This is a genomic window from Paraburkholderia sp. CNPSo 3076 (assembly GCF_026343935.1).
In the GTDB taxonomy this organism is placed as follows: Bacteria; Pseudomonadota; Gammaproteobacteria; order Burkholderiales; family Burkholderiaceae; genus Paraburkholderia; species Paraburkholderia nodosa.
Window position 1 is genome coordinate 79,890 of record NZ_JAPMAL010000005.1, and the last position, 14,122, is coordinate 94,011.

A 14,122-nucleotide genomic window follows, 5' to 3' on the forward strand; every position below is an offset into this window, starting at 1 on the left:
TTATGGAAGAAAAACGTTAGTTGCGATTCCACCGCCCAACCCACCTGGCGCCCAGTTGCGCAGCTACGCTGATTCTCTGGCGCGGTTGTATACCTGAGCCTAGACTCTCAGAAGGACCGCCAACGGCGACTTATGGGGAGATCATCGTGGAGCGCACTAAGTTTGTCGCAGCCTCCCGGCAACTGGCAGCCGCCGCCGAAATTCTGGCCAAGGCTGGTCCTGAAGACTGGCGGTTTGATGCCTTCGAAATGCTCGCGTTCTTTCGCCAATTCGACCAACCTGGTCTCGGTTTGAATGCCAGTCGGACTTCCGTCGACGAGCTTTTCGCGCGCACCGGCGACGCCGCACTTACTATGGCTGGACGTAATGAGTTCGCCGCGTCGCACGCACTTCTTAAACAGGCCCGGTCGCTCCTGGCCGCTACATGACCGGCATCCATGTGTGCGAGCTTCCGTCAAAAATCGCTCGATAACTGCGCTATTACGATAAGTATTCTTATCACAACGCATCTGTTCTTAACGAAAACTAAGAAAAATGAAAACGCGCCCAGATCATCAGCCCAGCGCTCTTCGATAAAACCGCGCAAGAAGCTAATGCGCGATACCGAACATAGCCGAATGAAAAGCGTAAGGCACATATGCGGCTCAGTGTAAGCTGACCCAGCGATGTCCCGTACCACAAAACAATGTCAGAGGAACAGGCAGATGTCGTCAGGAACGTTTTTGGACGAAGCAGAGGCGCACTTCGATTCCGGAGAATGTAATCTTGCGATGCACCTGCTAGCTTCCGGCCTTGAAGAGCTTCGCAAAGAGATGTCGAAATCCGCGTGGCAGCGGTACGTTTCAGAGGTTCGGCAACATAACGCTCTCAAGACAACGCTACTTTGTCCTTTTGTCAGCCACGCTTTTTCGAGACCTTTCGGATACCCCGGCGACGCCACACTGATAGACCACATATACGGGTACGTGAAGCCGGTTTTAACAGGTTTGCCGCAGTCACTCTACGCATACATGACGGGCGCTTCGGCGCCAAGGTCTGTGAGATTCAGACGCCACCTCCTGGCCCACTACGTTGACAAAGTCCTCCACGAGCGCGACATCGACGCAAACATTCTTTCCGTCGGCAGCGGACATTTGAGGGAACTCGACGTAAGCCGCGTTATTTCCCAAGTCAGGCCGCGCCGATTTCTTGCATTGGACCAAGACGCAAACAGCCTCGCCGAAGTTGAGCGATGCTTCATGCCGTTCGGGGTCTCCACGGAAAGACGCAACATAAAGGACGTGATTGCCGGGCGGCTCACATACAACAACCTGGACCTCGTGTACGCCGGGGGCCTTTATGACTATCTGCCGATAAAAGCCGCTCGAAGTCTCACGCTGTGCCTGTTCAGCATGCTGGCGCCTGGTGGCACGCTCTTCGTGACGAATTTTCTATCGGATATCCCCGATGCCGGCTTCATGGAGGCTGCGATGGATTGGTGGCTGATATACCGGGAGGAAAGCGAAATGCTTGCGTTACTGTCAGGTATCGCAGAGTCGAATATCGCTTTGATTCAGCAGTACCGCGATCCGGATAACAACATCACGTTTCTCGAGGTACGGCGCCGTTGAGAAGACGGTGTCCAAGGGATGCCCTTGTTTTTTCCCTGTTGTTCGCTGCCTCAGAAGCGATGAATGTGGCGATGATGGGAACGCAACCACTGGAGAGCGCAATCACGCCCCATCGACCCAACACAGGCGATCGTGCTACGTGGAACATCCCGCAAGGCAAGACGACAGGCGCGGTGGATTCATCACGATCACGAGATGCGAGTCGATGACCGCGACATAGCCGTCCTTGCCGTAGTGCAGCGCGGCCAGCGCCTGTTTTTGCGCGTCGGTGTCGCTGAGCCCCCCTTGCTGGGCGAGGCGGTAATAGTGCTCGACCAGCGTTTCTGCCTGCTGAACGAGCGACTTCAACTGATCACGCCGGTCGTCCAGCATGGTCGAACGCATCTGCCATGCGTCAAAGCCGCCGATCAATACGAGGCCGATCCACAGCACGGCGATCATTGACAGGAGCTTGCGATTCAACGTCATGATTGTGTTTTTTTATAAGGATAGCGAATCAGATACAGAAAAGTGCCACGACCTGCGCCGTGCGCGGTGGGGCCTTACCGCGCGACGATCATGCACACTGCCGTTGCCGTTGCGATGAGCTTGTCTTCCTGCCAGAGTTCGCCGTGCACGTTGCATACGCCGCGCCCCCTGCGCACGAGGGTCGCGCGGCCGGTCAGCTTCCCCGGCTTCGCGGGCCTCAGGAAGGACGTGTTCAAGCTCAGCGTCGCGCAGTGCTCCCCTTCGGCGAGCGTGGAGGTAACGAGCGTTGCCGTCACGTCGTCGAGCATGGCGCACAGCATGCCGCCCTGCACTTGTCCCGCGGGGTTGCGAAACGATGGGGCGCCCTCGTACTCGGCTTCGAGTGCGTCGTCGCTCAGCGAGAGAAACGTGGCGCCCAGCGTGGTCGTGATCGGCGGCGAGCCGTTCGCGCCATACAGGCGCGCGAGAGCCGGGTTGTCTTCGATTTCCATGAATGGCTTCCTTTTGGTGTTCTTCGCGTGTTACCTGCGTTTTGATTCCGGGGGCTCATTCGCCGCGAAATACCGGCTTTCGCTTCTCCTTCCAGGCGAGCGAGCCCTCGCGCAAGTCGTGCGAGGCATCCGCCTGCTTCACGTCGCGCTGGAATTCGTCTTCGTCGAGCGTACCACTCGCGATCCGGTTCAGGTGCTTCTTCATACCGAGCAGCGCGAGCGGAGCCATTGCCGCCAACTCGCCGCTCATGCGCTCTACTTCCTCGTATAAAGTTGCTCGTGCAACAATGTCATCGAGGAAGCCGCAAGTCTCCATCTGCGCTGCATCGAAGGTCGTGGCACACAGCAGGAGCCTCTTCGCCACATTCAAGCCGAGCCGAGACACGTAGCGCTGCAAGCCGCCGCGGTAGAACAGCAGGCCGAGCCGTGCGGCGGGCACGAACATCTGGCTCGTTTCGACGCCGATGCGGAAGTCGCACGCCAGCGCCAGATCGGTCGCGCCGCCATACACCCCGCCATTGATCGCAGCGATTGTCACAGGCCGCGCCTGCTCCAGTTCGTTGGTGAGCGCCTCGAAACTCGCCCCCGCATTCTCGTCCGCCACGTTGCCGATGTTGAAGCCCGCACAAAAGTGCTTGCCTTCGGCACACAGGCGCAGCACGAGCACATCGCGCTGCGCATTCACTTCGCGAATGAAGCCGCGCAACGTGGCGAGGTCTTCGAACTCAAGGCGGTTCGCCATTTCGGGGCGGCGCAGCGTGATCGTCGCTATCTTCCCGGCGACGGTGAGTTCAGGCGCCTGTCCTGCCGAATGCGCGGATTTCGAGGTCATCATCAATCTCAGTGGAAATTGTAGATCTGCATGGTGGTCTCGCCGGCCTCGATGCGCTTGCAGATCGCGGCTTCGTCGGCTTCACGCCGGGCGCCTTTCGCCACCACTTCTGCCGCACAGGCACGCGGAACGGCCACCACGCCGTCGCGGTCTCCGACAATCAGGTCTCCCGCACAAACCGTAACGTTACCGATCATCACCGGCTCGTTGATCCAGCCAATCGCGCCATAGTCCTTGCCCGTGCCGCGAATGGAAAGCCCGCGCGAGAACACCGGGAAGCCGATCGACTCCAGCAGATCGGCGTCGCGCACCGCGCCGTCGATCACGAGCCCCGCAAGACCGCGCACCTTCGCAGCGGTCGTCATCACCTCGCCCCAGTAGCCGTGTTCATACACGCCGTTCGTGTAGACCACCAGCACGTCGCCCGGCTGCGCAAGCAGGATGGCGCGGTGCAGCCAGAGGTTGTCGCCGCCCGGCGAATGGACGGTGACCGCCGTGCCACAAATCCGAAAGCCTGGCGCCACCGGCTTGATTGCGGCGGGTAGCGCACCGATCTTGCCGCCGGCTTCGTGCAGCGTGGCTGCGGGCACCTGGCGGGCCGCCTCGACCACACTTGCCTCGACGCGTTCGATCGCAGTGCGAATCGTGGTTGCCGAATCGTGTTCTTTCATGCCTTTTGCTCCCGCGTTTGCAACTGGTGGTACTTGAACTGCTTGCGCGCTTCATCCAGACGCATGCCACCCCGGCACGCCTCGCGAATCGCTTCCTCTGCGTGATGGATTGCCTCCGCGGCATCGAGCACTGCGTCTTCGTGCTCACGCGGAATCACGAGCACGCCGTCGGCGTCGCCGCGCAGGATGTCGCCGGGCTGCACGCGCGCTTCGCCCAGGTTGACCGGAATATTGGTCGCCTCGACTTGCACGCGGTCCTTGCCGGTACGCATCCAGTGACCACGGCTGAACACCGGATAGCCGAGCTTCAGGCACAGCGAAACGTCGCGGCAAATGCCGTTGATCACCGTGCCCGCGATGCCGCGCCGATGCGCGATCTCGGTGAGGATGTCGCCCCACACGGTCGCGTCTTCACACCCGCCGTTGTCGAGCACGATGACCGCGCCTTCAGGAACATCGTCGATATAGTCGCCCACCGTGCCGGGAGGATTGGCGGCTGGACCGTACTTGAGCGTCCAGGCGCGGCCCGCGAGGCGGAAGTCCGTGCTGCGCGCCTTGATCTTGTAGCACTGCCCGTTGATACCGAGCTTGTCGAGCGCGTCGGAAAGCGTAGCGGTGTCGAGCGTGCCGGCGCGCTCTACGTTGCGGATGTCGTTCGTCGTCATGGTTCTAATGAGTTTCCGTGAATTGGGGATGCGCTCAGGCAAGCATGTGTTCGTAGTTGCCGCCCATGACCTTGGCAACGGGTACGCCGGCGAGAATCGCCTTGGCCATCGAGGCTTCCTTCGCCACGATCACCTCTGCGGTGTCCAGCACGAGGCCGATATCGGCAGCGCGGATGAAGATCACGGCGCTGTTGTCGGCCACGACGTAGTCGCCCGCCTCGACCTGCACCTCGCCGACCTGCACCGGCACGTTGGTGCCCTTCTCGACCACGCGGCCGCGCGCTGTGCGTGCCGTCGTGGCGCGGCTGAACACGGGCAGTTCATAGCCGATGGCCTCGTCGATATCGCGCACCGGGCCGTCGGCCACCACGCCCGCGACCTGGCGCACCTTCGCCGCGAGCGAGAGCAAACCGCCCCAGCAACCCGCTTCCACGCCGCTGCGCTGCTCGACCACGATCACGTTGTCGGCGTCGGCCTGTTCGATCGCGCTACAGCCCAGGTGCACCGGGGGCCCCGGCCGCGCTTCGCCGGTGCCGAGCTTGACGGTGATCGCGCGTCCCGCGATGCGGCCCTGGCCCGAGCGCTGCGGCAACCCGCTCACCACGCCGGGCAGTTTGAGTTTGTCGAGCGCGTCCGAGACGGCGCAGCAGTCGAGCCGCCGCAGGCGCTGTACGTTTTGGTCATCCATGTTCTTGTCTTCCGTGAATGTCTTGCGCGAATGAAGCGGGTCAGTCCAGCGTGCGCCACGCGGCGAAGCAAAGGCCCGTGCCGGTCAGGGCGGGGCTGCGATAGCCTGGCGTGTACGAGACCCATTCGAGGTCGAGCGAATTGACCGCCTCCACCGCGATGATCCAGTTGCGAATTTCCGAGCTGCCCGCCTGGAGTTGCTTCGGGTCGAGCGCAGCAAGCCATGCGCTGTCCTTGCGGCGAATCGCTTCGATAATGCCGTTGTCGAGTTCCTCGTCCACCACGAAGTGCGACAGGCCGCCCGATGCGAGCACGCCCACGCGCAGGTCTTCGGGGTAAGCCTCGATCAGCTCACGCAGCGCAGCGCCAAGCTGAATGCAGCGCCGCGGCGTGGGCTGATTGGGCGGGTCGAAGGTATTGACGATCACCGGAATCACCGGCAAATCGAGGCCTTGCAAGTAGCGGCGGTGAATGAACGAGAACGCGTGGCCCTCGTACTGACCGCGTTCCAGACCGTCCATTGCCGCCATGTCGAAGTCGCGTTCGCAGAGCTCGCGAATCATCCAGCGCGCCATCTCCGACTTGACGGGATAGTGCACGTCGGCATCCGGTTCCTGGCGCATGGTGCGGGCGCGGGCGTACCAGCTGTCGTTCGGGCCCGTTTCATGCTTCGCGTTGCGGATCGTCTCGCCGTAGTAAATGGCGAACGCAGGGTTATTCGTGGTGCGAAACAACTCGGTCTGATCGTCGCCAACCACGATCAGCACATCCAGCTTCGCTGCGCGAATACGTTCGCGCAACTCATCCATCGCCGCTTCGGACTGGTCGTAACGCTCGCCCATGCGCTCGGGCGTGACCATCGCTTCGGCGTCGGCGGGCGCGCGTTCCAGCAAGTCGTCGTACGTGACATGATTGCCCGCCTTGTCGTAGTAGTGCGGGTTCTTCGGGTCCACCGCGCGAAAACCGTGCTGCCAGTCTTCGCGCTGCGACACCAGCATAATGCTGTGCGACGAGCCGAATGCAGCTACCAAACGTGCCATTTCGTCTCCTTCTCCTGTGCGTTGTTGCCTTGCCGGCGTTCGTTCACACCACGAACGCCGCGCGCCATTGTTCGATTTGATCGTCCGTGTAACCGAGTTCGCGCAAGATGGCCTGCGTATGCTCGCCCTGCTCGGGCGCAAGCCGCGGCGACGCTTCGCGCGGATACCGCGAGAGCCGGAACGGCTGGCCCACGAAAGCGACCTCGCCCATGCCCGGCAACTCGACCGGCCACGCCATGCCGAGATGCTTGACCTGCGGGTCCTCGAATACCTCGTCGATACGGTGAATCGGGCCACACGGCACGCCGGCTTTGATCAGTACGGCGGTCCATTCCTTCGTCGTGCGAGTCTTGAAGACTTCGCTCACGGCGCGATTCACCGCATCGCGGTTCGCCACGCGTGCCGGATCGGAATCGAAGCCCGGTGCGCGCGCCAGGTGTTCGAGGCCGAGCGCCTCGCACAAGCGCGTCCACATCGTCTGACCAATGGCCGCGAGATTCAGGTAACCGTCCTTCGTTTCGAACACGCCGGTCGGGACCGTGAGCGGATGCTCGTTGCCGACCTGCTGCGGCACCTTCTTGTCCACGAGCCATTGAGCGGCCTGAAAGTCGAGCATCGCGAGCTGCGCTTCGAGCAACGAGGTCTGCACCCACTGGCCTTCGCCAGACGCTTCGCGCTCGAGCAACGCGGTGAGAATCGCCATCGCGCAGAAGTGGCCAGCACAAAGATCCGCAATCGGAATGCCCACTCGCATCGGGCCTTCGCCGGGCTCGCCGGTCACGCTCATGAGACCGCCCATGCCCTGAGCGATCGAGTCGAAGCCAGGCCAGTTCGCATAGGGACCGTCCTGGCCAAACCCCGAAATGCTCGCATAGACGAGACGCGGATTGATCGCCCGCAGCGCATCGGGGCCAATGCCGAGACGGTCCTTCACGTCGGGGCGGAAGTTCTCGATGAACACATCGGCGTGGCGCACCAGCTCACGAAGAATCTCGCGGCCCGCGGGGTCCTTCATGTTCAGCGTGAGGCTTTCCTTGTTGCGATGCAGGTTTTCATAGTCGGCGCGGTTGTGGTCGCGGCCGCCGATCATGTCGTCGCCACCCGGCGCGCCGGGCGGGATTTCAAGCTTGATCACGCGTGCGCCCATGTCCGCAAAAAGGCGCATGGCGGTCGGACCCGCTCGCACGCGCGAGGCGTCGATGATCGTGAAGCGTGACAGCGCGCCTTTGCGGGCGGTGGCCGTCGCCTGGTCGTGCTGGTTGTCCTTGATTGGTGCGCTCATGGGCGTTTTTTCCTCAGACCGGAGTGAACATCGGAACCGGATAGCCGCCGTCGCTCGGCTTGAACACGACCTGCACGCGCTGGCCGATGGCGAGCGTGGCCGGGTCGCAATCGACGATATTGGTGAGCATCGTCACGCCTTCATCGAGCGTCACATAGGCCAGCGTGTAGCGCGCTTCTTCCCTGCCCATCGTGCTGCACGAGTAGATCGAGCCCTTGCCCTTCGACTCGACCCACTCCGTGTTCGCGCTCAGGCATTGCGGGCAGATGTCGCGCGGATAGTAGTGCGTCTCGCCGCAGTCGGCGCAGCGCTTGGCGAGCAGGCGTCCATCCTTCGCCGCTTCCCAGAACGGCATCGCTTCGGGCAACACCCGCGGCGGCGCAATGCGGCGCGGACCGGTTGGCGCTGCGGGCTTGGCGGGCTTTTCCGCTACAGGATTCTGATTAGTCGTACTCATCGTTAAACCCGTTCCAAAATGAGCGTTGCGGCCGTATGACGCGAAGCCAGTGCGCCGCCAATTCCGTTTGCGAGCGCGATATCGCAGTTCGGCACCTGCACGGCGGGGTGCGCTTCGCCACGCAACTGGCGCACGGCCTCGATCACCTTCGTGACGCCGCCCCGATTGGCGGGATGGTTGTTGCACAGGCCGCCGCCATCGGTATTGAAGGGCAGCTTGCCCACACCCGAAATCAAGCCGCCGTCCTGCACGAACTTGCCGCCCTCGCCTTTCTTGCAGAAGCCGAGGTCTTCGAGCTGCATCAGCACGGTGATCGTGAAGCTGTCGTAGAGCGACGCGTACTTGATATCGGCGGCCGTCACGCCTGCTTCGGCGAACGCCGCCGCGCCTGACCACTTAGCCGCCGACCACGTGAGGTCGATCTTGCCGCCAGCCGCGTGCTTGGGCGCCTCACCCGCGCCGCGCACCTTCACGAGCGGGCGCTTGAGCAGTTTCGCGATCTCGGGACGCGCGACGATGAGCGCGCCGCCGCCGTCGCTCATCACGCAGCAATCGAGTCGATGCAGCGGGTCGGCGACCATCGGCGAATTCACGACGTCTTCGGCGGTTACGACGTTGCGCAGCATCGCGTTGGGGTTGTGCTGCGCGTGATGGGAAGCGGCGACCTTGATCCACGCGAGCTGCTCGCTCGTGGTGCCATACTCGTACATGTGACGCTTCGCGACCATGCCGTACAAGTTCTGCGTGGCCGGGCCGAACGGCAGCTCGAACTGCACCTCGGGCGCGTCCGGGTCCGGCGCCTTGAGCGAAAGCGCCGCGCCCGCCGCACGCGGGCGGCCCGCCAGCGTGATCAGCGCGATATTGCAGCGGCCCGCCGCAATCGCCTCCGCCGCGTGCGCGACGTGCAGGATCGGCGCCGAGCCGCCGCACTCCGTCGAATCGACATGGCGCAGCTTCAGGCCAAGGTATTCGGCGATGGTCGTCGTGCCGAGGCCGGGCGCGTCACCCGCGCAGAAGTAGCCGTCGATATCGTCTTTCGTCAGGCCCGCGTCTTCCAGCGCACCCTTCGCAACGTCGGCGTGCAGGCGCGCGACGGAGAGGTCGTCGGCCTTGCGCGTGGGGTGTTCATAGGCGCCGACGATGCAGGCTTGTCCATTCAGGCTCATATGGATTCCTTAGCGAGTCGTTGCGCCGTAAAGCGGTTCAGATGCCAGGTGGCGTCGCCGTAGGTCATGTTGATCGCGAACATGCGCTTTGCGTAGTGGCCTGCGCGGCACTCTTCCGTCATGCCCATTGCGCCATGCAGTTGAATTGCCCATTCGCCCGCGGTCTTGCACGCATCGCCGATGAAGGCCTTCACCGCCGAGACGAAGCGGCCACGGCGCGCCGGGTCGTTTTCATCCACGGCCATGGCCGCCGCGCACGCCATCGACTTGCCCTGTTCGAGTGCGATCAGCATGTCGGCCACACGGTGTTGCAGCGCCTGAAACTTCGCCAGTGGCGCGCCGAATTGCGAGCGCGTCTTCAGGTGCTCGGCGGTTATATCGAGCAACGCTTCCAGCGCACCGACCGACTCCGCGCACAGCGCAGCGTTCGCACGGTCGAGTGCCGCGTCGATAAGCGCATGCGCTTCGCCGGCCTCGCCGATCAGGTCGGCCTTCGTCACCGCCACGTTGGCGAAGCTCACGTGGGCCGCTTCGCGTGCGTCGATCGTCGCGAAGCGGCGCAGCGTGATGCCTTGTGCTTTCGCATCGAGGAGGAAGAGCGAGAGGCCATGCGTATCGCCGCGCTCACCCGATGTGCGCACGGCCACGACGAATGCGTCGGCGATCGCGCCGTCGAACACGAGTGTCTTGGTGCCGTCGATGCGCCAGCCGTCGCCGGTTTCCTTCGCCCGCACCGCGATGCGTGCGACGTCGTAGCGCGCATCGGCTTCGCCCACCGCGAGCGCAAGCACTTTGTCGCCGCACGCGGCCGCTTCGAGCCATTGCGAGCGCTGTTCAGCGCTGCCCGCGGCGCCGATCAACGCAGCCCCCGGCAAGCCGCTCGACAGCCAGCCTGCGCCGCCGAGCGCGCGGCCCAGTTGCTGCGCGACGAGCATCGTTTCGACCGCGCCGTAACCGCTGCCGCCCTGGTCGGTATCGATGGTGAGGCCGGTGATGCCGAGTTCGGCGAAGCCCTTGCGGCGATGCGCCGCAAGCGCCGCGTCTTCGGTGTTGCCGCGCTGGTGCGCGGGAAATTCGCCGTCGCAGAAGCGGCGTACCGCGTCCTGCAGCGCGACGTGATCTTCAGTCAGAGAAAAGTCCATGATTATTCGTGTCCCGCTTCAGGCATTGAAGAACGCGCGGCTGATCAGGTTGCGCTGCACTTCGTTGGTGCCGCCGTAGATCGACAGCTTGCGTGCATCGAAGTAGTTGGCCGCGACGGCAACGGTCTCTTCCAGGCTCGGCGGCTCGTGGCCCGCCTGGTCGAGCAGCGCGGCTTCGTCGAACGGAATGCCGTCGGGTCCGGCGACATCCGCGAGTAGCGCGTAGATCGCCTGGCGCAGCTCGGTGCCGCGCACCTTGAGCATTGACGCCTCGACTGCCGGGACGCGGCTCTGCTGGTTTGCGCTCAGCATGCGCAGGCCGGTGAATTCGAGCGCCATCAGTTCGATTTCGAAGCGGCTCACGCGCGCCTCGAAAAGCGGATCGCCCGCGAGCCCCTGCAGCTTGCCAAGCTGCTTGACGCGCGCAAGCTGCTGCTTGCACGAGCCGATGCCCGCAATGCCCGTGCGCTCATGGCCAAGCAGATACTTGCCGTACGACCAGCCTTTGTTGACCTCGCCCACGAGGTTCTCGACCGGCACGCGCACGTTATCGAGATAGACCTCGTTGAGGTCGGTGCCACCCTCGAGCATGCGGATGGGGCGCAGCTCCACGCCCGGCGACTTCATGTCGATGAGCAGGAACGAAATGCCTTCCTGCGGCTTGGCGTTCGGATCAGTGCGCACGAGTGCGAACATCATCTCGCACCAATGCGCATACGAGGTCCACACCTTATGGCCATTCACGACGAAGTAGTCGCCGTCGCGTACCGCCGTGGTGCGCACGCTGGCGAGGTCGGAACCCGCGCCCGGCTCCGAGAAGCCCTGCGCCCACCACGTTTCGCTGCGGCGGATTGCGGGCAGGTAGCGCTCCTTCTGTTCGGGCGTGCCGAACGCGTTGAGCACGGGGCCCAGCATGTTGATGCCGCTCGCGATGATGCGCGGCGCGCCGCCAACAAGCGTTTCCTCGTCGAAGATATAGCGTTGCAGCGGCGTCCAGCCGGGACCGCCAGCCTCCTTCGGCCACGACGGCGTGATCCAGCCGCGCTCATACAGGTGCGTGTACCACTCGACATAGTCGGCGCGCTCGATGCGCAGGCCCAGTTCGGCCTTGCGCTTGAGTTCGGGCGAGAGGTTCTTCTTGACGAACTCGCGCACCTCGGCGCGAAACGCCTCGTCCTCTGCGGAGAATTCCAGTCTCATTGATTCATTGTCCTTATTAGTGATGCGCACCGCTGTTTTCACCCTGCGAGCCGCACACGACGAGCGCGTCGAGCGCGAGCACGCGGTCCGGGTAAGCCACGAGCGGGTTCACGTCGATCTCGGTGATCTGCGGGTTCGCGCGCATCTGCGCGCCGATCGCGGCCACGGCCTTCGCGATGGCGGCCACGTCCACACCTTCGGCGCCGCGCACGCCGTCGAGCAGCGCAGTGGCCTTCAGGCGGCGCAGTTCCACCACGATGTCGGCTTCGGCCATGTCGGCGGGAATCAGGCGCACGTCCTTGAGCGCTTCGATCCAGATGCCGCCCAGGCCGACCAGCACGACCGGACCCCATTCGGCGTCACGCTTGGCGCCCACCACGAGTTCGAGACCGCCCGGGCCCATCGCCTCGACGAGCGCACCGTCGAGCCTCAGTTCGGGACGATGCAAAGCCACGCTCGCATGCAGTTTGTCCCAGCCGGCGCGCAGCGCGTTCGCATCGGCGAGACCGACCACCACGCCGCCCACGTCGCTCTTGTGCGGCAGTTCGCTCGCCTGCGCCTTGAGCACGACCGGATAGCCGATTTCATCCGCAGTCGTCAAAGCTTCCTCGATCGTCTTCGCGAGACGCCCCGGCGGCACCGGCAGACCCGCCGCGGCAAGCCATTGCTTGCCCTGATATTCGGCGTAAATACCGTTCGCCGGCACGGCGCCCGGCAACGCGATCGCGGCTGGCTGCGCGGTTTGCGCGCGCTGCGCGCGCTGAAGCGATTCGCCGTAGGCCGCCACGCGTGCGCAGGCGCGCAGCGCGCGGTCCGGCGAACGGAAGAACGGCACGCCGCTCGCGGCAATCGCTTCTACGAAGAACGGCTCCAGCACGTTGTTGTCGCCCATCACCGCGAGCACCGCGGGCTTGGTGGCGCGCGCGAGCGCAGGCACGAGGTGGTCGGCCTTGTCGCGCTGCGCGATGGGCGGGCCGCCCATGATCGAGAGCACGAGGCTGCCGATGTTCGGGTCGGCGAGCACCGTGTCGATCAGTTCGCCGATCAGGCCGGGGTTGCGCACCCCGATCGTCGTGTAGTCGAGCGGGTTGTCGGCCACAGCGAAGTCCGGCAGCAGTTCGGTGAGCTTCCTGAGCGTAGGCTCGGCGAGCGGCGGCAGGTTCAGGCCGATGTCGTCGGCGAAGTCGAGCGTAATGTTCTTCACCGCACCCGATGCCGTCATCACCGCCGTGCCCGCTGCGGGCGGCACCGGGAAGCGCGCGAGGATCGTCGTGGTGTCGAACAGTTCGTCGAGTGAATCGACCACCACCACGCCTTCACGCGCGAGCAGCACGCTCGCCGTGGCATGGTCGCCTGCGAGCGCACCGGTATGCGACTGCGCCGCTTCGCGCGCCCGCGCGCTCTTGCCCGGCATCAGCATCACGATCGGTTTGCCCGCGGTACGCGCGTCGCGCGCCAGCGCGAGGAAAGTCTGCGGGCGGCGCACCTGCTCCGCATACACGGCGATTGCGCTCGTCTGCGGGTCGGCGATGAACCATGCGAGATAGTCTTCGATGCCAAGCACGGCTTCGTTGCCGGTCGAGACGGCCGCCGTGATCGGCTGGCCACGCCCCATGAAGGCGTCGCGCAGGTTCGCGGCCATCGCGCCGCTTTGGGCGACCACGCCCACGCCCCTGCGGCCCGCGCACGGATACGGCGCGAGTACCTCGAAGGTGACAGGCACGCCGGCCTCGAAATTGGTGAAGCCCATGCAGTTCGGGCCGATCAGCGCGATGCCCGCGGCGTTCGCGGCCTCAGTGAGTGCCTGTTGTTTCGCGCGGCCTTCCTCGCCCGCTTCGGCGTAGCCCGAAGCGAAGATCACCGCCGCGCCCGTGCCGCGTGCGCCCAACGTGCGTACAGCGTCGAGCACGCCGGCCTCCGGAATGCACAGCACCGCGAGGTCGATGCCTTCGGGCAGCGCGTCCACGCTCTTCACGCACGGGCGGCCGTTGATTTCCTCGCTGCTGCGCGACACGAGATGGATCGCGCCCGCAAAGCCGAAACGCTCCAGGTTCTGCAGCACGAAGTTGCCGAACGAGCGGGGATCGGCGGAAGCGCCGACGATCGCGATCGATCGCGGCTTGAGCACGCGCTCGACGGACATCACGCCGTCTGCTTCGGAGAGTGACTTACTCATCAGGTCATGCCTCTTCTTGATTGGGATCCCGGCGCTGGCGTACCAGGATCAGTTCGATTGAGAGCCATTCTGGCATACCAGAACTGGTTTCTCAATACACCAGAGCCCGATTTGCAGGGTTGGTGTTTTCCCCTAGCGGCACCCATCCGCACCGCGATTGCATCTCCATCCCTTTGATTTTAATGCGTTTATGTTCCCCCTCAGTGTACATCCATTGGCCTACGCATCCGTATAA

The 14,122-nt window shown here is 63.9% G+C and carries 15 protein-coding genes; 2 read left to right on the forward strand and 13 right to left on the reverse strand.

Annotated elements, in window-relative coordinates:
* Window positions 1-146: 146 nt before the first annotated feature.
* Both M3A49_RS07565 and M3A49_RS07570 read left to right on the forward strand, forming a co-directional pair.
* Window positions 147-428 carry a hypothetical protein gene (locus M3A49_RS07565; protein WP_266228139.1) on the forward strand — a complete coding sequence of 94 codons (282 nt, stop codon included), beginning with the start codon at window positions 147-149 and terminating at the stop codon, window positions 426-428.
* Window positions 429-722: 294 nt separating this feature from the next.
* Window positions 723-1,610, forward strand: coding sequence for a hypothetical protein (locus tag M3A49_RS07570; protein ID WP_266228141.1), 888 nt, complete (start codon window positions 723-725; stop codon window positions 1,608-1,610).
* A 135-nt stretch (window positions 1,611-1,745) separates the two neighbouring features.
* On the opposite strand, the gene M3A49_RS07575 is transcribed toward M3A49_RS07570, so the two are convergent.
* From M3A49_RS07575 to M3A49_RS07635, 13 genes are all read right to left on the reverse strand, one after another.
* The gene (locus M3A49_RS07575; protein ID WP_266228143.1) at window positions 1,746-2,078 is read right to left on the reverse strand and encodes a cache domain-containing protein; all 333 of its coding nucleotides are present in this window, start codon (window positions 2,076-2,078) and stop codon (window positions 1,746-1,748) included.
* A gap of 74 nt (window positions 2,079-2,152) precedes the next feature.
* Window positions 2,153-2,569, reverse strand: a complete 417-nt coding sequence (locus M3A49_RS07580) for a PaaI family thioesterase (protein WP_254354366.1) — start codon at window positions 2,567-2,569, stop codon at window positions 2,153-2,155.
* A gap of 55 nt (window positions 2,570-2,624) precedes the next feature.
* Window positions 2,625-3,401: an enoyl-CoA hydratase/isomerase family protein gene (locus tag M3A49_RS07585; RefSeq protein ID WP_266228144.1), complete on the reverse strand. Its 777-nt coding sequence runs from the start codon at window positions 3,399-3,401 to the stop codon at window positions 2,625-2,627.
* 8 nt (window positions 3,402-3,409) lie between these two features.
* Entirely contained in the window at window positions 3,410-4,072 is a 663-nt protein-coding gene (locus M3A49_RS07590; protein WP_266228145.1) for a 4-carboxy-4-hydroxy-2-oxoadipate aldolase/oxaloacetate decarboxylase, read from the reverse strand.
* Window positions 4,069-4,737, reverse strand: coding sequence for an RraA family protein (locus M3A49_RS07595; RefSeq protein ID WP_266228147.1), 669 nt, complete (start codon window positions 4,735-4,737; stop codon window positions 4,069-4,071). The genes M3A49_RS07590 and M3A49_RS07595 overlap by 4 nt, the downstream gene beginning before the upstream one ends.
* Before the next feature lie 34 nt (window positions 4,738-4,771).
* Window positions 4,772-5,425, reverse strand: a complete 654-nt coding sequence (locus M3A49_RS07600) for an RraA family protein (RefSeq protein ID WP_266228149.1) — start codon at window positions 5,423-5,425, stop codon at window positions 4,772-4,774.
* Between the two features lie 40 nt (window positions 5,426-5,465).
* Window positions 5,466-6,464 carry a protocatechuate 3,4-dioxygenase gene (locus M3A49_RS07605; RefSeq protein WP_266228151.1) on the reverse strand — a complete coding sequence of 333 codons (999 nt, stop codon included), beginning with the start codon at window positions 6,462-6,464 and terminating at the stop codon, window positions 5,466-5,468.
* 43 nt (window positions 6,465-6,507) lie between these two features.
* Complete coding sequence (locus M3A49_RS07610; RefSeq protein WP_266228153.1) at window positions 6,508-7,746, reverse strand: CaiB/BaiF CoA transferase family protein; 1,239 nt, start codon at window positions 7,744-7,746, stop codon at window positions 6,508-6,510.
* Window positions 7,747-7,759: 13 nt separating this feature from the next.
* Window positions 7,760-8,203 carry a Zn-ribbon domain-containing OB-fold protein gene (locus M3A49_RS07615; RefSeq protein WP_266228155.1) on the reverse strand — a complete coding sequence of 148 codons (444 nt, stop codon included), beginning with the start codon at window positions 8,201-8,203 and terminating at the stop codon, window positions 7,760-7,762.
* Window positions 8,204-8,205: 2 nt separating this feature from the next.
* A complete protein-coding gene (locus tag M3A49_RS07620; RefSeq protein WP_266228157.1) occupies window positions 8,206-9,369 on the reverse strand; it encodes a thiolase domain-containing protein in 1,164 nt (387 codons plus the stop codon).
* Complete coding sequence (locus M3A49_RS07625; RefSeq protein WP_266228159.1) at window positions 9,366-10,511, reverse strand: acyl-CoA dehydrogenase family protein; 1,146 nt, start codon at window positions 10,509-10,511, stop codon at window positions 9,366-9,368. Before M3A49_RS07625 ends, M3A49_RS07620 begins: the two co-directional genes overlap by 4 nt.
* An 18-nt stretch (window positions 10,512-10,529) precedes the next feature.
* Window positions 10,530-11,711, reverse strand: coding sequence for an acyl-CoA dehydrogenase family protein (locus tag M3A49_RS07630; protein WP_266228161.1), 1,182 nt, complete (start codon window positions 11,709-11,711; stop codon window positions 10,530-10,532).
* A 16-nt stretch (window positions 11,712-11,727) separates the two neighbouring features.
* On the reverse strand, window positions 11,728-13,887 hold the full coding sequence (locus M3A49_RS07635) for an acetate--CoA ligase family protein (protein ID WP_266228163.1): 2,160 nt from the start codon (window positions 13,885-13,887) through the stop codon (window positions 11,728-11,730).
* Between the last annotated feature and the right edge of the window lie 235 nt (window positions 13,888-14,122).